We start from the raw sequence: 19,084 nt of genomic DNA on the forward strand, positions 1-19,084 counted from the left end.
CCGATGGGGATGGGCCATCCGATTAATATGCCCCTCATGACGACACCCCTGCGCAAGGACGCGGCCCGCAACTGGGACCGGATCGTCGCCATCGCCCGCGCCCTGGTCGACCAGGGGGTCCCACTGCAGCTCAACGACGTCGCACGCCGCGCCGGCCTGGGAGTGGGCACCGTATACCGGCATTTCGCCTCTCCCGAGGCGCTGCTGGAGACCGTCGCCACCCCCTGCCTGGAATCCCTCGCCGCACACGGTGAACAGGCGCTGGCCGACACCGACCCGTGGCGTGCGTTCGAAGGCTTCCTGCTGCGTGTCGCCGAAGCACAGGTCACCGACGCCTCGCTCGCGCCGGTGACCGCCACCGACACCGACGCACTCCCGCGGACCTCGGAACTCAAGGAATCGCTCCGGTCGGCCGGCGACACGCTCTGGAACCGGGCCCGCCAGGCCGGAGCGGTCCGCCCCCAGGTCGCACCGGGCGATCTCCTTCCGCTCATGTGCGGGATCGCCCACGCGGTCGACGTCCGCGGCGGCACGTCCGCCGACCGGATCGACACCGCCCGCCGCTACCTGACGACACTGCTTGGCGGCATGCGCGCCAACCCGGCGACGGCGTGACATTCTCAGCCGCCTGTCACAGCACACTCCCACGGCGGCCGTGCCCCCGGAGGGCAGGGCCACCGGTCAGGAGCGGCAGCTACGCACGCGGAGCGGGGAGTCGGTCGACGTGGCGGCCGACCGGGCCGGCCCGCGGGGGCCGGGGGCCTAGGTTCTGTCGTCAAATGTCACGCCCACATCAGGAGTGATGCGAGGGTGACGGCGGCTTCGTAGGACTGGGCGGTCTTGTCGTAGCGGGTGGCGATGCCGCGCCATTGCTTCAGGCGGTTGAAGCAGCGTTCCACGACGTTGCGGTGCTTGTAGGCCTCGCGGTCGAAGGCCGGCGGTCGGCCGCCTCGGCTGCCGCGTCGGGCCCGGTTGCGGACCTGGTCAAGCCGTTCGGGGATCGTGTGGGTGATGCCCTTGCGGCGGAGCCAGGCGCGGATCGCCTTCGAGCTGTAGCCCTTGTCGCCCAGCACGTGATCGGGCCGGACCCGGGGCCGCCCGGGTCCGATCCGGGGCACCCGGATCGCCTCCATCACGGTGGTGAACCGGGTGCAGTCGTTGGTGTTGCCGCCCGTGACGACGAACGCGAGTGGACGGCCCCGGCCGTCACAGGCCAGGTGGATCTTGCTGGTCAGACCGCCTCTGGACCGGCCGAGGGCCGGGTCGCGGAGCCCCCTTTTCGAGCCCCGGCCGCGTGCTGGTGGGCCCGGACGACGGTGGAGTCGACCGATACCAGCCAGTCGATGTCGCCCGCCGCGTCCGCCTTCGCCTGGGCGGTCCGCAGCATCCGGTCGAATGTTCCGTCCGCCGCCCACCTGCGAAAACGCGTGTGGAGGGTGGCCCACGGACCGTAGCGCTCGGGTACGTCCCGCCAGGCCGACCCGGTCCGGAACTTCCACACGATTCCGTTCAGGACCCTGCGGTCGTCCAGCCGCTTGCGTCCCCGCAATGACTCGGGCAGCAGCGGCCGGACGAACTCCCACTCAGCATCGGACAGTTCATGGCGACGTATCACGACACCATGACCCACCAGCGGTGATCATTTGAAGACACCGCCTAGGGGACGGTGACGAACACGCTGTGCCGGCCGCTCGCTCCGTCGGGGATGGTGCGGGAGCGCTGCTCGGTCTGGACCTCGCCGGTGCCGTCGGTGGCGCGGACGGTGATGGTGTGGCCGCCGGGGGTGGCCCGCCAGGGGTGGGACCACTGGCGCCAGGTGTCGACGCTGTCCTGCGGGGCGAGGTCGGCGTCCTGCCAGGGGCCGTCGTCGATGCGGACCTCGACCCGCGTGATGCCCCGGCGCTGGGCCCAGGCGATGCCGGCGATCGTGACGGTGCCGGCGGCGGGGCGGGCGAACGGGCGCGGGGTGTCAATGCGCGCCTGGGTCTTGACCGGCGCCCGACGCGCCCACTTGCGCTTGACCCAGTAGGGGTCGTAGGCGTCGAAGGTGGTGAGTTCGATGCCGGTGATCCACTTGCAGGCCGACACGTAGCCGTACAGGCCGGGGACGAGCATGCGCACCGGGAAACCGTGCTCGAAGGGGAGGGGCTCGCCGTTCATGCCGACGGCGAGCATCGCGTCGCGGCCGTCCATGAGGTCCTCGACGGGGGAGCCGAGGGTCATGCCGTCGACGGAGCGGGCCACCAGCTGGTCGGCGGTCCCGCCCCGGGAGGGGGGCTTGACCCCGGCCTCGCGCAGGAGGCCGGCCAGCGGCACGCCGAGCCAGCGTGCCGTGCCCAGGTAGGGGCCGCCGACCTCGTTGGACACGCAGGTCAAGGTGATGTCGCGTTCGATGAGCGGACGGGCGAGCAGTTCGTCGAGGGTGTAGGTGCGGGGACGGCTGACGCCTTTGCCGTGAACGCGCAGACGCCAGGTCCCCGCATCGATCCTGGGAACGACGAGGGCGGTGTCGACGCGGTAGAAGTCGCCGTTCGGCGTGGTGAAGGAGCTGATGCCGGGCACCTTCAGCTGCACACCGGCCGGAACGGCGGGAGCCGGGGAAGCCGGGCGCGGCAGGACCAGCGCCTCACGGGAGGCAACCGCGCCCCGCCCCTGCCTGCCGGACAGGTGGCGACCCAGTGCGGCCGCAGCGGCGGCCGCGAGCGCGGTCACGCCCGCCGTCGCCAGGAAGCCGCGCCTGCTCCACCCGGCCTGTGCCGCCTCGGGAGCCAGAGTGGCCGGGGGCGCAGCTTTGGCGGCCAGCACGTGCAGGGTGAGCGCGCCGGCGACCGCTCCGGCGAGCGAGGGGACGGCGTCGCCCAGCCCTGTGGAGTCGGGACGGCTCCAGGCGGCGACGGCCCCGACGATCCCGAAGAGCAGCACTCCCGCAGCACCGGCTCGACGGTGGCGCAGGCTGACGACACCCAGAGCGGTGGCGATCACCACGAGGATCGCGAGGATCCCGATTTGCAGCACGGTCTTGTCGTCTTCTCCGAAGGTGCGGATCGCGAAGTCCTTCACCGCGGCCGGCGTACGGTCGATCACGGCCCCGCCCACGACCGTCACCGGCCCGGCGGCAGGGCGTACGAGGCCGGCGGCCAGCTCTGCCACGGCAAGGGAAGTGAAAGCGGCCAGAAGTCCGGCCAGGGCGCCCGGCGCGTTCCGGCGGAGGGGGGTGCGGAAGCTGCTCACGTCGCGGATTCGGCAGCCCCGGCCCGGCGGATTGGTCGGACCCGCGAATGGGTGAACAGCTCCTCTGTCGGCGCCAGTTCGGGAGGAGGCCGCACGCAGCAGGACCGGCCGCCGCCGGTCCGCGATGCGGAGCCACGTGAACGGGCCACTGGAACTGCCTCGACAAGTGGTAGCGCCGTCAGATCTGTGGGGTTCCGCCGCGACGGAACCCCGCCCCAGCCCTCCACCCGGTCCACCCTCTACCGGGGCCCGCGGTCGTGAGGCCGCATCGACCCGCGAGGAACCACCATGGACACCGCGCTCGCCTGCCCTGGCCGTCCGGCAACGGTCCACATGCAGTTGCCGTCGGGACCGCAAGCGCCACGCCACGCCCGGCAGGCCGCCGCGCGGCTGCTCGCCTCGCGAGCCGAGTTCTGCCCCCGCGGTGTTGCCGAGGACGTGCAGCTCGTCGTCTCCGAACTCGTGACCAACGCCGTGCTGCACGCGAACGTTCCGCCAGGAGGACGGGGACTGAAGATCGTCCAGGCCCTCGCAGCGGACCTGCACGTCAGCTCCTCGGCCTCCGGCAAGCAGATCGTCGCGGCCCTCATCCGGCCGTGAGCGCCGGCCGTCAGACGGAGGCTGTGGGTGGCCCAGCCGACAGCCACCCACAGCCGACCCGTCAAGGCCCGCACAGAGTCGCAGCCAAGGCGCCCGACGGAGCGCCCGGCGCGTCACCGTCCGAGCTGCCCCGTCGGTCAGGCGTTGATGCAGGTGTTCCCGAAGGACGGGTTGAGCAGGCCGATGAGGCCGAGGGTGTTGCCGCACGCGTTGATCGGGATGTGGATGGGCACCTGGATCAGGTTGCCCGAGCCCACACCAGGCGAGTACGCGGCCACGCCCTGGCCACCCGCGTCCGCGGCCGCCACCGAAGCACTGCCCACCAGCACCGCGCCGGCCGCCAGCGCCACCGCGAGACCTCGTCGCACACGAACCATCTGAACTACCTCCCGTGAGGGTGTCCTGGCCACGCGGAAGGCCCACGCGGCCGGTGAGGGAACCGGAGAGCGCCTCCGACCCTTCACACGCCGCATTCGCCACCGCGCTCCCGCCGGCTTGGCCACGACCTCCGGCTTCCCCCCAACGGAGTAATCGCAGCTGCCCCGGAAGGACGAGCGCCGCGCCTCCGCGAGCCCGTCTGCTGAACGATCCGACTGCAAGCCTTTTCAAGCATAAAAACCAGCGCTGAGCTGCTAAAAGTTGCACAAGAAGGGATCTTGGCTGAAAATCTTTGCAGAAACCTGCATGAATGCCTCTGCGTGCCGAGGATGCCGGACATGGCACACCACACGACTCGCCTCTCGCGTCCCCTCGTCCTCGCCACCATGACCGCCGCAAGTCTCCTGATGCCCCTGGCCGCCACCCCGGCCGCCGGGGCGGCCACCGGCTCGCCGGCTCCCGAGTGCGTGGAGTACTTCCAGAGCTGGCGCTACACCGACGTCCACAACGGCTGCGGCGACCCGGTCTCCGTCACGGTCGAGTACACGAACGGCCAGTGGGCCCCGTGCCGCGTGATCGAACCCGGCGGCTGGGCGACCTTCTCCGGCTACGGGACGGGAGGCAACTACGTCACGGGGCTGCGGACGTGCGATCCCGCCGCCACCGCCGACGCGTCCTGAGCCCACGTCCCGCGCGAAGAGGGTCAGCGGGCGAGGGAGACGGCGAAGGGCTCGAAGCCGTGTCGGCGCAGGATGTGGGGCACGACCAGGACCATGGCCTCGGTGGCGCGGGCCGTGGTGATGTCGCCGAGGTTCTCGATCCACGCGGGCTGCCAGCCCAGGTCGCCGAGCAGGCCGGAGACGGTCTTCTTCGCGTCTTCGTCGTTGCCCGAGAGGTAGGCGGTCGGTGGCGTGGCCAGGGTTTCGGGAGCGGTCATCACCGTGAACAGCATGGTGTTGAGGGTCTTGACCACTCGGGTGTCGGGGAGGGCGTCCTGGAGCTTCTCGGCGAGGCTGCCGCCGGGAAGGCACAGCTCGCCTGGCAGGCCGTCAGCGGCCTCGCGGGTGGCATTGGAGACGTCGATGAGGATCTTGCCGGCGAGCTCCGCTCGCAGGCGGGCCAAGCGGTCGAGTGCGCTGTCGCCGGGCGTCGCGTTGATCACGATCTCCGCCGTGCGGGCCGTGGTGCGCTGGTCGGCGAAGGAGACGCGGGGGCCCGTGCCTTCGGGGGGCGCTGGTGTGCCTTCCGCCGGGCTCCGGCGGCCGAGGATGACGTCGTGTCCGGCCTGGGAGAGCTTGCCGGCCAGGTTGGTGCCGACGCGCCCGGCGCCCAGGATGCCGATCTGTGCCATGCGGTGATGCTCCTTGCGGTGTCGGGATGGGGAGGGGCGGAGATGTCAGGTCAGGCGATCGGCGAGAGGACCTCAAGGGCAGCTCCGTGGATGCCGGGGGCGGCCGCCAGGAAGTCGCGGCTTCCGGTGTGCCAGGGTTCGCCCTTCAGGTCTGTGACGGCGCCTCCTGCCTCGGAGACCAGCAGGGCGCCGGCAACCAGACCGGAGCGGACGTCGGAGAACTGCCAGAACGCGTCCATGCGTCCGGCGGCGACGTGGATGAGCTGCATCGTGGCGGGAACGGACACGCGCACGACCAGACCGTTGACGAGCATGGCGGTGACGGAGTCACCGATCCGCCGGAAGGTGCTCTCGTCCTCGCCGGGCTTGGCCTGGCCGGTGCCGGCGAGGACGGCGCCGAGGTCGGTCTTGGCGGACGCCTTCAGGGGCCGCCCGTTGAGATGGGCACCGCCGCCGGCGACGGCGGTGTAGGTGTCGCCGGTCAGCGGCAGGCGGACGACGGTGAGTACGGGCTGGTTGTCGCGGACCAGAGTGGCGGTGACCGCCCAGTCCTCCATGCCGTGAACGTGGTTGATGTTGCCCTCCGCCGGGTCGACGACCCACCATTCCCCAGGCGGGAGCGCGCCGCCGGCCAGCTCGTCCTCAGCCCAATGCGACCCCGGCCGGGACCGCAGCAGCGGTTCCCGCAGCACGTCCAGCACCGCGTCGTCGTTCGCGTGGATCTCACCGACGACCTCGTCCAGACTCACGCCCCGGGCGTGCGGGGTGTGGCGGTCGCGCAGCGTGGCGCCGGCGGCCTTCACGGCGGCGGTCACGTCGGACAGGAGCGTCGTACCGGCGTGGAAAGGCGTGGCTGTGCTCATGGTGGGCCTCCTGGGATCGGTCGAGGGGGGCTTTCCCCGCCCCGCATTTCGAAGGTAGGCCGCGCGATAGTTAACAACAAGTGCATTCTTGTCACTTGTAGGCTTACTCTCATGCAACTGGACCTGAACCTGCTCACGGCCCTGGACGCCCTCCTGGAAGAGGGCAGTGTCGCCGGCGCGGCAGCACGCCTCCACGTCACCGCACCGGCGATGAGCCGCTCCCTGGGCCGCATCCGCAAGGCCACCGGCGACCAGATCCTGGTCCGCACCGGCCGGAGCATGGTCCCCACCACTCGCGCGCTGGCCATGCGCGCCCAGGTCCACGCCCTCGTGCAACAGGCCCACCAACTTCTCTCCGCCCAGCAGGAACTCGACCTGCCGGCTCTGGACCGGGTGTTCACCGTGCGCTGGCACGACGCCCTGACGGCAGCCTGCGGCACGGCCCTGATCACCGCCGTCCACCGGCAGGCCCCCGGCGTCCGGCTGCGGCTGTCCGCCGAACCCGGGAGTGACGACGCCGAGCTACGCCGGGGTGAGGTCGACCTCGAATCGAGCTCCAGCCCTCCGACGCTCCCAGACATCCGCCACCGTCTCGTCGGCAGTGACCGGCTGGTCGTCGCCGTCCGCCCGGGCCACCCGCTCACCGAAGGCCCGCTGAGCCTGAAGCGCTACGCAGCCGCCGAACACCTCACCGTCTCGCGCCGCGGAAGCCTGCGTGACCCGATCGACGACGCCCTGACCACGCACGGCCTCGAACGACGCGTCGTCGCCGCCGGACCCACCGCGGCATTCGCCCTGCAACTCGCCCTCGGCACCGACCTGGTGGTGACCCTCCCCGACGCGGTCACCCGCACGGCCCGGGAACAACTCGGCCTCGCCACACTGCCGCCGCCACTCCCGCTGCCGGACGTCCCCCTGTACCTGCTGTGGCACCAGCGCTACGACAACGACCGCGCCCACACCTGGCTGCGAGACCTCGCCACCGAAACCGTCCGGGCACTGTTCACACCGGCGCCCCTGCACGCAGCTCAGAGAGGGCTGCCGCCTGCTCCGTAGCGGGCTCTGCACGTCCTGCGAGCGCACCCACTCGATGGCGTCGGCAGCAGCCGCCATCGGCATCCAGACGTGCGTGGCCCCGGGGCGTCGTGGGCGGCGTCGCCCACCCCCGGTCCGTCACCGGCAACCTCATCGCCCGGGCCTTCGCCACCCGTCAGGGCACCCGGCGGCGGATCCACCAGGCGCACATCCCGGCGAGGGCGAGGGCCAGGGCCAGCACGATCAGCAGCCCGGCGTAGTAGAGGGTCTGGTCCGAGCGGGAGATCTGGTCCACCAGGCCGGCGCCGGAGGTCCGGTAGAGGTCGGACAGACGCGGCCCGGTGACTGCGAGGGCGGCGGCCAGGACCGTGACCGCGGACAACACCACGGCGGCCTGGGTACGGAACTGACGCCAGGTCAGCCAGATCATCGCAGCACCTCCAGTGCGGGTCGGGTGCCACGTACGGCATCGGCCGGCCGGGTCATGTAGGCCAGGACGATGTCTTCCAGGCCGAGCCGCCCGACGGTCCAGGACGGGTCGTGGACCGCGGTGTCGGTGCGCACCACGAGAGTGGTCTGCCGGTCGGTGTGGCTGGCGGTGAGGATGTGCTGACCTGCCGGGAGCCGGTCCGTGTCTCGGCGCGGCCCGGTGAGCCGGTGGTGACAGCCGATCAGCTCGTCGATGTCGCCGGCCACCTGCACCTGGGAGTCGACGAGTACGACGACGTAGTCGCAGGTCCGCTCCACGTCGGAGACCAGGTGGGAGGAGAGCACGACGCTCAGCTCGTGCTCGGCAACAGCCTCCATCAGATCCTGCATGAACTCGCGTCGGGCCAGCGGGTCCAGGGCCGCGACCGGCTCGTCCAGGATCAGCAGCTCAGGGCGCTTGGCGATGCCCAGGGTGAGAGCGAGCTGAGCGCGCTGGCCCCCGGAGAGCCTGCCGGCCCGCTGCTTGGGGTCCAGACCGAGGCGACGGATCCGGTCGCGCGCCACGGCCTGGTCCCACGTCGGGTTGAGGCGCCTGCCGAACTCCAGGTGGTCGGCCACGCTGAGCTGCGCGTAGACCGGGGTGTCCTGCGCCACGACCCCGACCTTGGCCAGCTGCTCCACCCCCGCGGCAGGACGACCACCGCACACCTCGATGGCCCCGACCGTCGGAGCCAGCATGCCCGAGGCCAGCTTCAACAAGGTCGACTTCCCCGCACCGTTGGGGCCGACCAGGCCCACCACGCGGCCGGCGGGGATCTCCAGATCGCAGTTCTGCAGCGCCCAGCGCTGCTTGTACCTCTTGCCCAGTCCCTGGGCCCGCAAGACCGCACTCACGCTACGGCGTCTGGCGGGGCTGGACGACGAGAGCATCGAGGCGCTGTTCGTGAGCACGTTTCGTGGCGCCGCCGGAGCCGGCAGACGGCGGTGAATCCGAACACGGTGCTCAAGGCGTACCGGGAGTTGGAACACGACGGCCTGGTGGCCGCGCGTCCCGGTGTCGGGACGTTCGTGACCAGGACGCTGACCGATGGCACGCTCGCTGCGCAGGGGCCGCTGCGCAAGAAGCTGCAGCGCTGGCTGACCAAGGCTGCCACTTCCTTGACCGTCGGCAGGCGATCGCCTTCGTTGAGCAGGCCCAAGCGCAGGGCGTGCCGCACCTGCTGAACCAACTGCTGATAGGGGGACCGTCACCGCGGCACGCCGAGCACCACCCTGTACGCCTGGCAGGATGGCGCTGTTGTGACAGGCGGTCGGCGACAGGGCCTGCGACGTGCGGGGACGGCCGGGACGCCGCAGCGGATGTGCAGGAGGGGCAACGGGTGAGAGATCTCGAAGTGATCCGGTTCGCGGACCGCGTCCGGAGCGTGTCGGTGGTGCTGGAGAGCGCGGCGGGGGGTGGTCCCCACGAGGGTTGGCACGAGGCCGAGATCGTCATCGAGACCGGCTTCGTCGGTGCACGCCTGCCGGTCCACTTCACCGACGCCGACCTTGGTGATCTCGCCGCCTTCGTCGCCGCGCGCGCCGCAGCCGAGCAGGAAGGCGCCCTGCCGGATGGATCGGTCACCGACTGGCCCGCAGCAGGCCGCAGCGCATACCTGCGCCTGCGCGCGGCCGACCCCTTCGTCGTGGAAATCCGCGACCCCGTACAGAGCGGGGTGACCGTGAGTGTGCCGCTGCAGTTGCGCGACGACTGGGCCACCCGCACCGCCTCCCGACTCGACCGGCTGAGAACCGAGCTCACCGAAGACCGCTGACCGATCGGTTCGTGCCGGAGCCCGGGCAGGTCTGCCGGCGGGGCACGGCTCCCGCCGTCCGCAGCGGGGCGGACGTTGGCATCGTCGGCCAGGGAGTGACCGGGAGGTCAATGCAACTGGATGCGCGGCTGCTCGGCAAGGGCGACCGCGCGGCGCCCGGGTGGGCCCCCAGGGCGGGTGGCGCGCGGTCGCCGGAGTGTCCTGCGCAATGCTGGTCGTGTGGATGACGGCGGGGATCGGCGTGGCCGAGGCCCGTGCCCAGGTGCCGGAGTGCCAGGGCTTTGTGGCCGACATCGTTGCCACGCCGGGGACGCCGACCTACGGAACGCCGGCGAGGGACATCATCGTGGGCACGGCCGGTCGTGACGTCATCCACGGCCTGGACGGCGATGACCTGATCTGCGGTCTGGGCGGGAACGACCTGGTCGAGGGCGGGCCGGGCAGCGATTTCGTCGCCGGCGACGGGCCGGCGCAGAGCACCGCGGCCGGGAACGACACCCTCTTGGGCGGCCCTGGCAACGACCTGCTGATCGGCGATGCGTCAAGCATCGACCAGAGCGTCACCGGTGGTGGGAACGACACCCTGCGCGGTGGTGCCGGAGACGACATCCTCGTCGGTGACAGCCGCGCCGCCTTCCTGGAGCCGTCCGAAACCGCCTCTGGAGGAGGGAACGACCGGCTTTACGGCGAAGCGGGAAGAGACCAGCTCATCGGGGACAGCGAGACCGGCTTCGGCGGCGCGGCCGGCGGCGGGGGCGCTGACCACCTCGACGGGGGAACGGAGCCGGATTTCCTCGTCGGAGACAGCCGTGGGCGATTCTCCGGCGGTTCCTCCGGCGGCGGTGGCGATCGCCTCCACGGGGGCGAGGGGAGAGACCAGCTGATCGGCGACAGCAGCAGCGGCGCCGTCGGGACGGCCACGGGCGGCGGAGCCGACCACCTCGACGGGGCCGCGGACAACGACGTCCTGGTCGGCGATTCGAGCACGTTGAGCGGCACCGCTTCGGGCGGCGGCAACGACCGCCTCGTCGGCGGCGAAGGCAACGACCAGCTGGTCGGGGACTCAAGGGCGCAGGCTGCCGGCGGTGACACTCGGGGAGCCGGGAACGACGTACTGCTCGGAGGCCCCGGCAGCGCGGACTTCCTCACCGGGGACAGCGAATACATCGCCCACGCCCCCGGCGCCGGCGGCAACGACCTGCTGGACCTGGGCGCCGACGGAGGAGAGGCCGCGATCGGCGACCACAATGCGCGCTTCGCCGATACCGGGACGACATTCGGTTCGGGCAACGACACGATCATCGGCGGAAGCGGAAACGAGATCCTCATCAGTGACAGTTCGGTCGGGGTCGATGCCCAGCCTCCGACGACGGCCGGTCATGACGTTCTGGACGGCCGAGGGGGCGACGACCAGTTGTTCGGCGCCGGAACCGATACCGCCGTCCGATGCGAGGCCACTTCGAACATCCCCTAGAGGCAGAGGCACACGAAGGCCCCACCTGCACAAGCGCCGGCGCCCTCAGGCGGGAACCCGCGTACGTGGACCGCCTGCCCACCCTGGCCGGTCTCCGGCGCCGGTGCTTCCGTACCACAACGCAGCCCCGGTGGCCGGGTCAGCCCCGGTCGGGGAGGGTGAAGTCGTACGGATTGGGGGCAGGGTCCGGAGTGATTTCGGGGTCCCCGCACACGCATACGAGGTGCAGGTGGAAATGCAGGGGACCGATGTCGCCCGTCGGGGGACGGCCGGTCTCGAGGTCGACCACGAGTCCTGCCATCCGGTCGAACCGTGTGCTGCGGCGGAGCTCCTGAGGATCCCAGGCCTATGCGCCGTCATCCTCGGGCCAGGCCGTGTGCACGCTGATCGTCCAGGCGTCGCCGGTCACGGCGATCTCCAGGGCCTGGCCGGGGACGGGGAAGTGGTCCCCGTCGGCGCCGTCAGTCCCCGCCAGGGTGATCTTCGACCCAAGGGTCTCGGTGAGCTGCTCGACTCGGATCACCCACGGCCCGAAGAATTCCACGGCAATGCTCCCTCCTGAGGCCGGTCACACCTCAAGACCGGTGCGCCGGGTGAATCGGCTGCTGAAGCCGTCGAGACGGTTGTCGTCCGTGATCACTGCGAGTGCTCTGCGCCAGGCACCCAGCCGGCCGTTCCCGGGGTCGTTCCTGTCACCGAAGAGCCGTTCGACGTCGGCGCGCCCCGAGTCGTTGCGCTGACCCCAGTGCAGGACACCGCCCATGTTGGGGTTGAGCGCGAGTCGCACCGCATGGTCGATGAGTTCCTGCGTACCGGTCACGTCTCGCAGACCGGCGACCTCGATCGAGCACGTGGTTTCGTGCTGCTGCATGCCGAGCAGCGCATCGCTGCGCCCCGTGAAGCGCAGCGACACCCAGCCCACGCACGCCTTACCGCGGAACTCCTGATTCACTTCGAACGCGATGAGGGCGTCCACGAACGCGATCAGCCGGTCGTCCGACGCGTCGAAGAAGACCTCGACAGAGTCGACGTTCACTCCGCAGCTGCGGTCCAGGTAGTTCCAACGGTCCAGCACCGCGTAGCTGCGGGCCCCGAATTCCAGGTCGCCCTGCATCTCCGCGAACACCTTGTACGAGATCAGCTGCCAGGCGAACAGCCCGGCGGCCCGCTTCGCCGGGTCCGACTCGGAGGGGTCGAGCAGCGCGTTCCTGATGCCGTCCAGGTGTTCTCCGAGACGGTCGTCGGAGTCGAACGCGTCCAGCAGCGCTTTGAGTACGAGCAGGGCAAGCGCCAGCGCCGGCAGCAGGGCCAGCAGCCCGCCTCCGCCGAAGCCCGCGACGGCGGCCACGCCCGCGGCGACGACCGCACCGCCGGACTCGACGAGCTCCTCGATCTCCCGGTAGGCCTCCTCCAGCACACCCTTCAGGAAGCTGCCGTTCGAGCAGGCCCGGTCGAGGAAGCCGGGTCCCTCGGCCCGGTACGGATGGTCCTCGTCGGGGGTGTAGGGGAACGAGCGCCCGACGAGTTGGTACACCGGTGCCTGATTGCGCTGCTCCTCCACCGGGTTGTTCACCCGCGCGCCGACCCGTTGCGCGCGGCCTTCGGGCGCCGTGTCGAGGTCCATCCGCCAGCGCTTGGTGACGCCGACCAGGTTGCGGCCGAAGTTCAGGTGGGGAGTCAGGCTGACCGAGATCTGCAGAAACCCCTGCGGGGCACTGGTGTGCCCGGGGGCGGTGTCCGTGAAGAGCGGGCCCTGCCGCTTTCCGATCTGCTGCCGGACGTCCTGCCACAGGTGCAGCCGCCGACGCTCCCACAGCGCATACTGCGGCTCGGCGCGCAACACGACGGAATAGATGACGCCGAACCGGCCGGCCGACACGAGGACGGCGTTGAGCATGCGGTTGTCGGTTTCACGGATGACGGTGAAGTTGCCGGGTCCGCCGAGTTCCGGACGGTCGTACCGAGCAGTCAGCAGCGCGTCGTCGGTCAGCTGGGCTGCCCAGCGCTCGTCGACGCGCTCGATCCAGTAGTGCCGGCCGCCGTCGGCGACCAGATGGATGGCCATGACGGAGTCGGTGAGGGGGCCCTGGTCGAAGTCCCCGCCGTGGGTCCCGGTGCTGAAGGCCCCGACGACCGTCTGCCCCCCGGCACCCCCCAGCGTCGCGAACCCCCACGGGCCGGCGAAATGATCCACTCCGTGGTGCTGCTTCATGAACCCGCCCAGCGTGGACGGGTCCGTACAGGGATCCGTCTCGTCCAGTTCGGCGTACAGCTGGCAGATCCGCTTGCCGGCCTCCACGTGGCACAACGTGCCCATGCCGATGAAATCCGCACTCTTCATCCGCTCGATGAGGTCGGGATGTAGACACCCGGGCACCACGTCGTGCAACGTCCGGCCCAGTACCTGCCGAACGCCCCGCGGGTCGTGGGTCTCGATGAAGGTGTCGTCACTGATGGCGGCGCCGGAGAGCGCCCAGTGACTCCCCGCCGCCTTGTACCGGACGCCTGGCGGACGGTTCTTGCACAGCTCCACGAGTTCCGCGAGCGACTTCGGATAGACGATCTCCGTGACGGAGCTGAAGAGAGCGGTCCGGGGGTCGTCGTGTCTGCGCGTCCACGGCTTGTCGTGGTCCCTGTCGATCGCCATGTGAACCTCGCGGCTGTACTGGATTCGACGTCGATGCCGACCGTAGCGGGGGCAGCGGCCGTTCCCCCGCCGCCCACGCCGCGTCCGGCACCGCACGGGTGTCGAATGAACCGGTCCGTCGTCTGCCGCACCGGCGTGGCGGCACCGGCCGCGAGGTGCCGGGCCTCGGCTTGAGGCCCGCCGCGCGGAGTTGGTGCGCAGTACCAGCGGGCCCAGCGCCGTTACAGGCCGATGCCCGTTGGTGGGACGACCAAGGCGAGCTGGTCCGGATCGTGACCGACCTCGGGCACCGCGTCCTGATCGACCTCGAATCCTTCGGAGGCCCGCACTTCGTCGACCGAGGGACCCGCCATGAAGTGGTGGGCGTGCCGGCCGAGTACGGATTCCGGGCCGACCGCCCTGGCCCCCGTCACCGCACGCACCAGCTCCAGCGGCGGCCGGCGCTCGGCAAGCCGGTGTGTGTCCTGCTGGGGTCCGGATGCCATACCGGCGAACGCCAGCACCAGCAGCCCCACCGCGAACGCACCCCCGGCCACCCCTCGCCGGGCCCGCCCGCTCATCTCGATCATCCCGCCCCCTCGTTCGGAGGTTCGACCCTAACCCGGCGTAACGGAGCGCACCGCCCTGGCGGCCGACCCGCCGAGCAGAGCCCCGCAGGCTCCGCCGGGCGGCACTCGGGTGTCCGGCGGCACCGACCGCCGCGGGGGCGGGTGCAGACGGTTGGCCGGTCGGTCAGGCGGTCATGGTGAACGTGTCGAGATGTTCGCGGAGGAAGGTGTGCAGTGTCCTGGCGGGCCGACCGAGGATGGTCTCGACGGTGTCGTTGGGAGACTCCGGGCGTGCGATGGCCAGTTGCTGGATCTCCACCACGTGGCCGGCGAGCCAGGGCGGCATGTGCGCGGTGGACAGGAGATGGCCGTGGAACTCGCTCGGTGGCAGGTCGATGTAGCGGACGGGGCGGCAGGTCAGCTCGCCGAGTAGACGGGCGAGCTCGGGGTGGCTGAAGGCCCGTGGGCCGGTCAGGGTGTAGGTGGCGCCGGCAAGGCTGGGGCGCAGGAGGGTCTCGGCGGCGACGTCGGCGATGTCTCGGACGTCGATGTAGTTGCACGGTGCCTCGCGCATGGCCCCGACGAGTACGCCCTCGGCGATCGCTGGGGCGTTCAGGAGGAGCTTCTGCATGAATGCGTAGGGCCGGAGCAGCGTAGCCGTCATTCCGGTTGCCGCAAGGTGCTCCTCGACCCGCCAGTGGCTGCGCGAGATGGCCACCGGTGAGCGGGGCTCGGCTGCCGGGGCGGAGAGTTTGACCACGTGCCGTACCCCGCAGTGGGCCGCGGCGTCTATCACGTTGGTCTCCAACTCGGCCTGCCGCGGGCTGTTGGCCATGGCCAGGAACAGCTGCGTGGATCCCTCGAACGCGTCGCGGAGCGTGTGAGGGTCCGCGGCGTCCGCACGGACGATCTCGACTGGCGTGTTCGTGCCGATGGCGGCGCGCAGATGGTCGGGCGTACGGCTGACGGCGCGGCAGGGGGCTTCGAGTTCGATGAGCCGCCGGAGCAGGGCGCTGCCGGTGGCGCCGGTGGCGCCGATGATGGTGATCACGTTGTGCCTCTCACGGGTGAGGGGTCTGCAGAGTCGGACGGAAAGGGCTGGGTCAGGGCTGTTGCCGGGACGTCGTGCCGCGCCACCGCCAGGTGACGATGGCGGCGGCCAGACCGGCCGACAGCGGCAGGTCGATCCGCAGCCGCTCCAGCCATGCGGCACTGGGCACCGGTGTGTGCGACGGCAGCCAGTCGGTTCCGAACCATCCGGCCAGGCCGGCGATTCCGGCTGCTGTGATGGCGAGCCCGAGGGTGAGTACCGGTCGCGGCGCCGAGGCTGTCCAGCGCCTGGGTCGGCCACGGCGGTGCAGCCACGCGCCGACGACGCAGGCCACCAAGGCCGATGTGGCCCCGATGGAGGTGAAGGCGGCCCTGGTCAATTCGGGCCGGCCGCTGAGGAATCCGCCGAGCCCGGCGGTGAGCGCCGGGGCCAGGTAGGCGGTCGCGACCTCCTTCCACAGGGTGAAAGGACGCGGGGCGAAACCGCTCTGGGCAGTTCTGGGAGGGGGACTCATATGACTCCTCCAAAGCAAATCAGCCGTCCAATCAGTTGATTAGGTGGCTAACTACTAGGGTGTGGGAAAGGGTGCCGCGCCGCCGGGGCAGCCGCCCCCGCGCGGAAGTGGTGCCGAGCTATTCGGCAGTCAATGCGCCGATCCGCTGAGTGATCCGCTCCAGGAGGTCGAGGAACAGCACGCGTTCGTCGGCGGCCAGTCCGCCGACCAGCGCCTCAAGCCGTGCGAAGTGGTCCGCGGCCATGTCGCGCAACCGCCGGCCGCCGCGCGCCGTGAGTACGACCACTGCGCCCCGCCCGTCCTCCGTTGAGGCGCGGCGAGCCACCAGGCCCTCTCGCTCCAGGCCAACGACCAGGCCGGTCACTGTGGCGCGCGAGACGCCAAGGCTCTTCGCGAGCTGCGACGGCGACTTCTCCCCGTCACTGTCCTCGAGATCCACCAGGAGGCGGTAGCGTCCGGTCGACAGCCCGGAACGCGCAAAGTGCACTTCGGACGCCCGGTCCAGGCGCGCCCCGGCAACCATCAGGCGCACTGCGACAAGCACCGCCTGAGGGTCGGCCTCAAGCCCGTACCGCGCGATCTGCCTCCGCGCCTGTTCGAGCGTGGGCGCAGCGCCGGGGTTCGCATCCTCGTCACTCATGGCAAGTAATATGGCGGCTAACTACCTTCCGGTCAAGTCGCCGAGAGCCGCGCAGCCGAGGACCCGGACCGATCCGCAGAAGTCACCGCACCCCATCGGTACCATGCGTGGTCCGCGACGGCGCATCGGCTGCACACCCGCCGGTCTCGTTGAGCCGGCGGGTGTGGTTTTGTCGTGGCAGCCGAGAGGGCCAGGCGTCGTTGCCTGCCCCGGCACGGGTGGGAACCGATGACGCAGGAAAGGAGCCCCGCCGAAACCGAGCTACGCGCTCCGGGTCGGGAGCCAGGCGTCGATGACCTCGGCGACAAGGGCGGCGCCGCGGCTGTTCTGATGGATGTGGTCGGTCGTGAGCACGAGCCCCCGGCGCCGCGAGATCGCGTCGAGGCTGCGACGCAGCAAGGCGCGTTGGAGGAGGACGCCGACGCTCGCCGCGGGCGTCGGGTCCCGGTAGGGGACCGGCGACGGGTCCGCCCGGCGTAGTTCCTCGGCCTGGCGTTCGTGGAGCGGGAGGTAGGCCGCCTTGTTGGTGGAGGCGACCTCGGCGATCATGCGGCTGTACGCCTGTGATGCCCGCGCCGCGGCTCCGTCGAGTCGTTGGCCGAGGACCGGGAGGGACAGCAGGGCGATCGTCGCGTCCGTCTGTGCTCGCAGCCGTTCGACGACGGTTCCCAGGCACTGCTGGAACCAGTCGGCCGACGGGCGCTCGGGGAGTTGTTTGCGCTTCATGGCTCGCTCGACGGGGTAGCCGGCGAGGCTCGCTCGGGCGTCGTTGGTCCCGATCAGCACGGTGATCACGTCGGGTGCGTCCGCGACGACGGCGTCGAGGCGCCGTGCGAGGTTGTGGGCGAAGTCGCCGTTGACGCCGAAGCGGGTGAGCCGTACGGCGCCGGGAGGTCGGCGTCTTTCGAGAAGGTCCAGGTAGTCGACGCTGAGTTGGCCGCGGGTGAGGCTGTCGCCGAGGCACGCGACACGGGTCGTCACGGTGTTCCCGGACCGGACGTGCCGGCGTGCTCGGTCGGGCGCGTGTCGGTCCGGGGACGGTGGTCGGTGCCGAGGCCGGCGGTGATGGTCAGGATGGACGCCGGTCCCGCCATGTCGACCGCGTGCCATGTCCCGGCCGGGTTGACGGTGGCCTCGCCCGGCCCGAGCACGACCTGTTCGGGCACTCCGTCCACGTCGCGGGTGACCGTCACCGACCCGCTGAGGCAGACGACCAGTTCGTCGCCGGCGGGGTGGCGCTCCCAGTGGTCGCCGAGCCCCTCGCCGTCGAAGATCGTCACCATCCGGCCCTCGGCGCCGTCCGCCGCGACCGCGGCGCTGTAGGCATCGAGCACCTCCGGGTCCCAGGCGAAGCCCTCGACGGGTTTCGCTCTCGACCCCAGCCCGAGGTGCACGGGAGTGGTCCGAAGGTCGATGGCGTTGGGTTCGTGATTGACGAGTCTCATGCCGACGATCGTCACAGGGCGGCAACAGCGTGGTCTTGAAGGAAAGGGAACGGAAACCGATGCGATGGGCGGCGGCCGGTCGCCGACTACCCAGTCCCGAGCAGGACTTCGCCACGACGCCATGCTGTCGGCGATCGGCCCGTGAACTCGCTCCACTCCCTGACGAGATGGGCCTGGTCGGCGTAGCCGGAGAGGGTCGCAATATCGGCCCACGGAAGCGGGTCGTGCGTGGTGGCCAGTTCGTGCGCGTGCTCGAAGCGCAGAACCCGGGCGAAGGTCTTCGGCGACAGGCCCACCTCGCCACGGAACCGCTCGGTGAGGTACCGACGGCTCCAGCCCAGTTCCTCTGCGACCCCACCGACCTGGACGCAGCCCCGTGCGGCGACGAGGCGGCGCCAGGCCTCGGCCACCTCGGGACGCATCCGGGACACGGGGTCGCCGCCGACGCCACGACCAACAGCTCGCAGGAGCAACTCGTCCAGTACGGCGAACCGCGCCGCCCATGTCGATGCCGCGCGGAGCCGGTCGACCAGCTCGACGCCAAGCGCTCCCAGAAGCTCTTCGAGTGGGACCAGCCGGTGGGCGAGTGCAGCGGCGGGCATGCCGTAGACGGCCCGAGCCCCCAGCGGTGTCAGCGACACCTGCACGCCTTCCTGGCGTCCGTCGTGGTGAATCGCGACGGACCGGCGCATCAGACCGCCGGCCACACTGCCGAATCGGGTGACCGGTGACCCGTCGCCGACGCCCGCCGCCATCTCCAAAGGGCCGGACAGACTGATCACCGCAGTGAGGACGCGACTCGGCGGGCCGCAGTGCACCCCCGCCGGAAACCCACGAAGATCGAAACCGACATACGAGCCCATGTACCGCCGCAAGGCGGGCGCCGGACGTGCACAGGTCCTGGTGGCCTCATGGTCTTCCACCCTCGCAGTGTACGAACCGGCGCTTGTGCTCATCGTCCGTCCACCTCCCACGTGTTGAACGCGTGAGCAACTCGCCCCGACCCGAAGGTCCCGGGAGCGGGTTCGGGACTTGCGGGTGGCGATACCGTAGGGGAGACACAC

General features: G+C 70.8%; 23 protein-coding genes and 1 pseudogene. 7 read left to right on the forward strand and 17 right to left on the reverse strand.

What is annotated here, in order from left to right:
* Positions 1-36 precede the first annotated feature (36 nt).
* Positions 37-615, forward strand: coding sequence for a TetR/AcrR family transcriptional regulator (locus ACIF6F_RS09055; RefSeq protein WP_399943343.1), 579 nt, complete (start codon positions 37-39; stop codon positions 613-615).
* Between the two features lie 167 nt (positions 616-782).
* On the opposite strand, the gene ACIF6F_RS09060 is transcribed toward ACIF6F_RS09055, so the two are convergent.
* Both ACIF6F_RS09060 and ACIF6F_RS09065 read right to left on the reverse strand, forming a co-directional pair.
* Positions 783-1,612, reverse strand: a protein-coding gene (locus tag ACIF6F_RS09060; RefSeq protein WP_399943500.1) for an IS5 family transposase whose coding sequence is annotated in 2 segments (ribosomal slippage) — positions 783-1,273 and positions 1,273-1,612 — 831 coding nt in all. Because the reading frame shifts where the segments join, the coding sequence is not laid out codon by codon here.
* 44 nt (positions 1,613-1,656) lie between these two features.
* Positions 1,657-3,240: a molybdopterin-dependent oxidoreductase gene (locus ACIF6F_RS09065; protein ID WP_399943503.1), complete on the reverse strand. Its 1,584-nt coding sequence runs from the start codon at positions 3,238-3,240 to the stop codon at positions 1,657-1,659.
* Positions 3,241-3,519: 279 nt separating this feature from the next.
* Between ACIF6F_RS09065 and ACIF6F_RS09070 the strand changes: the two genes are divergently transcribed.
* Positions 3,520-3,831 carry an ATP-binding protein gene (locus ACIF6F_RS09070; protein WP_399943523.1) on the forward strand — a complete coding sequence of 104 codons (312 nt, stop codon included), beginning with the start codon at positions 3,520-3,522 and terminating at the stop codon, positions 3,829-3,831.
* Between the two features lie 137 nt (positions 3,832-3,968).
* Here the strand turns inward: ACIF6F_RS09070 and ACIF6F_RS09075 are convergent, their stop codons facing one another.
* Positions 3,969-4,208, reverse strand: coding sequence for a chaplin (locus tag ACIF6F_RS09075; protein ID WP_399943345.1), 240 nt, complete (start codon positions 4,206-4,208; stop codon positions 3,969-3,971).
* A gap of 339 nt (positions 4,209-4,547) precedes the next feature.
* Between ACIF6F_RS09075 and ACIF6F_RS09080 the strand changes: the two genes are divergently transcribed.
* Positions 4,548-4,889, forward strand: coding sequence for an alpha-amylase (locus ACIF6F_RS09080; RefSeq protein WP_399943348.1), 342 nt, complete (start codon positions 4,548-4,550; stop codon positions 4,887-4,889).
* A gap of 23 nt (positions 4,890-4,912) precedes the next feature.
* On the opposite strand, the gene ACIF6F_RS09085 is transcribed toward ACIF6F_RS09080, so the two are convergent.
* Both ACIF6F_RS09085 and ACIF6F_RS09090 read right to left on the reverse strand, forming a co-directional pair.
* Complete coding sequence (locus ACIF6F_RS09085) at positions 4,913-5,560, reverse strand: NADPH-dependent F420 reductase (protein ID WP_399943351.1); 648 nt, start codon at positions 5,558-5,560, stop codon at positions 4,913-4,915.
* Positions 5,561-5,610: 50 nt separating this feature from the next.
* On the reverse strand, positions 5,611-6,423 hold the full coding sequence (locus ACIF6F_RS09090; RefSeq protein WP_399943354.1) for an inositol monophosphatase family protein: 813 nt from the start codon (positions 6,421-6,423) through the stop codon (positions 5,611-5,613).
* 111 nt (positions 6,424-6,534) lie between these two features.
* Between ACIF6F_RS09090 and ACIF6F_RS09095 the strand changes: the two genes are divergently transcribed.
* Positions 6,535-7,479: a LysR substrate-binding domain-containing protein gene (locus tag ACIF6F_RS09095; protein ID WP_399943357.1), complete on the forward strand. Its 945-nt coding sequence runs from the start codon at positions 6,535-6,537 to the stop codon at positions 7,477-7,479.
* A gap of 154 nt (positions 7,480-7,633) precedes the next feature.
* Here ACIF6F_RS09095 and ACIF6F_RS09100 read toward each other — a convergent pair whose 3' ends face one another.
* Positions 7,634-7,888 (reverse strand): hypothetical protein, encoded by a 255-nt coding sequence (locus ACIF6F_RS09100; protein ID WP_399943360.1) that lies wholly within the window; start codon positions 7,886-7,888, stop codon positions 7,634-7,636.
* Positions 7,885-8,781, reverse strand: coding sequence for an ABC transporter ATP-binding protein (locus ACIF6F_RS09105; RefSeq protein ID WP_399943363.1), 897 nt, complete (start codon positions 8,779-8,781; stop codon positions 7,885-7,887). Before ACIF6F_RS09105 ends, ACIF6F_RS09100 begins: the two co-directional genes overlap by 4 nt.
* A 75-nt stretch (positions 8,782-8,856) precedes the next feature.
* Between ACIF6F_RS09105 and ACIF6F_RS09110 the strand changes: the two are divergent.
* From ACIF6F_RS09110 to ACIF6F_RS09120, 3 genes and pseudogenes are all read left to right on the forward strand, one after another.
* Positions 8,857-9,111 (forward strand): annotated as a pseudogene (locus ACIF6F_RS09110) (GntR family transcriptional regulator); the annotation flags it as partial.
* A gap of 155 nt (positions 9,112-9,266) precedes the next feature.
* The gene (locus tag ACIF6F_RS09115; RefSeq protein WP_399943366.1) at positions 9,267-9,701 is read left to right on the forward strand and encodes a DUF5959 family protein; all 435 of its coding nucleotides are present in this window, start codon (positions 9,267-9,269) and stop codon (positions 9,699-9,701) included.
* A 208-nt stretch (positions 9,702-9,909) separates the two neighbouring features.
* On the forward strand, positions 9,910-11,175 hold the full coding sequence (locus ACIF6F_RS09120; protein ID WP_399943368.1) for a calcium-binding protein: 1,266 nt from the start codon (positions 9,910-9,912) through the stop codon (positions 11,173-11,175).
* A gap of 139 nt (positions 11,176-11,314) precedes the next feature.
* Here ACIF6F_RS09120 and ACIF6F_RS09125 read toward each other — a convergent pair whose 3' ends face one another.
* The 10 genes from ACIF6F_RS09125 to ACIF6F_RS09170 all read right to left on the reverse strand — a co-directional run bounded on the left by ACIF6F_RS09125 (position 11,315) and on the right by ACIF6F_RS09170 (position 18,943).
* The gene (locus tag ACIF6F_RS09125; RefSeq protein ID WP_399943371.1) at positions 11,315-11,476 is read right to left on the reverse strand and encodes a hypothetical protein; all 162 of its coding nucleotides are present in this window, start codon (positions 11,474-11,476) and stop codon (positions 11,315-11,317) included.
* Between the two features lie 45 nt (positions 11,477-11,521).
* Complete coding sequence (locus tag ACIF6F_RS09130; protein ID WP_399943373.1) at positions 11,522-11,719, reverse strand: hypothetical protein; 198 nt, start codon at positions 11,717-11,719, stop codon at positions 11,522-11,524.
* Positions 11,720-11,743: 24 nt separating this feature from the next.
* Positions 11,744-13,822, reverse strand: coding sequence for a hypothetical protein (locus ACIF6F_RS09135; protein WP_399943375.1), 2,079 nt, complete (start codon positions 13,820-13,822; stop codon positions 11,744-11,746).
* A 221-nt stretch (positions 13,823-14,043) separates the two neighbouring features.
* Positions 14,044-14,391, reverse strand: a complete 348-nt coding sequence (locus ACIF6F_RS09140; protein WP_399943377.1) for a hypothetical protein — start codon at positions 14,389-14,391, stop codon at positions 14,044-14,046.
* A gap of 163 nt (positions 14,392-14,554) precedes the next feature.
* A complete protein-coding gene (locus ACIF6F_RS09145) occupies positions 14,555-15,421 on the reverse strand; it encodes an NmrA family NAD(P)-binding protein (protein ID WP_399943379.1) in 867 nt (288 codons plus the stop codon).
* Between the two features lie 52 nt (positions 15,422-15,473).
* Positions 15,474-15,935: a hypothetical protein gene (locus ACIF6F_RS09150; RefSeq protein WP_399943381.1), complete on the reverse strand. Its 462-nt coding sequence runs from the start codon at positions 15,933-15,935 to the stop codon at positions 15,474-15,476.
* Positions 15,936-16,053: 118 nt separating this feature from the next.
* A complete protein-coding gene (locus ACIF6F_RS09155; protein WP_399943384.1) occupies positions 16,054-16,575 on the reverse strand; it encodes a MarR family winged helix-turn-helix transcriptional regulator in 522 nt (173 codons plus the stop codon).
* Between the two features lie 261 nt (positions 16,576-16,836).
* A complete protein-coding gene (locus ACIF6F_RS09160) occupies positions 16,837-17,556 on the reverse strand; it encodes an SGNH/GDSL hydrolase family protein (protein ID WP_399943386.1) in 720 nt (239 codons plus the stop codon).
* A complete protein-coding gene (locus ACIF6F_RS09165; RefSeq protein WP_399943389.1) occupies positions 17,553-18,020 on the reverse strand; it encodes a cupin domain-containing protein in 468 nt (155 codons plus the stop codon). The genes ACIF6F_RS09160 and ACIF6F_RS09165 overlap by 4 nt, the downstream gene beginning before the upstream one ends.
* 86 nt (positions 18,021-18,106) lie before the next feature.
* Positions 18,107-18,943: a helix-turn-helix domain-containing protein gene (locus tag ACIF6F_RS09170; protein WP_399943392.1), complete on the reverse strand. Its 837-nt coding sequence runs from the start codon at positions 18,941-18,943 to the stop codon at positions 18,107-18,109.
* Positions 18,944-19,084: the final 141 nt, after the last annotated feature.

Origin of the sequence: Streptomyces sp. NPDC086023 (genome assembly GCF_044540325.1) — a bacterium.
GTDB lineage: Bacteria > Actinomycetota > Actinomycetes > Streptomycetales > Streptomycetaceae > Streptomyces.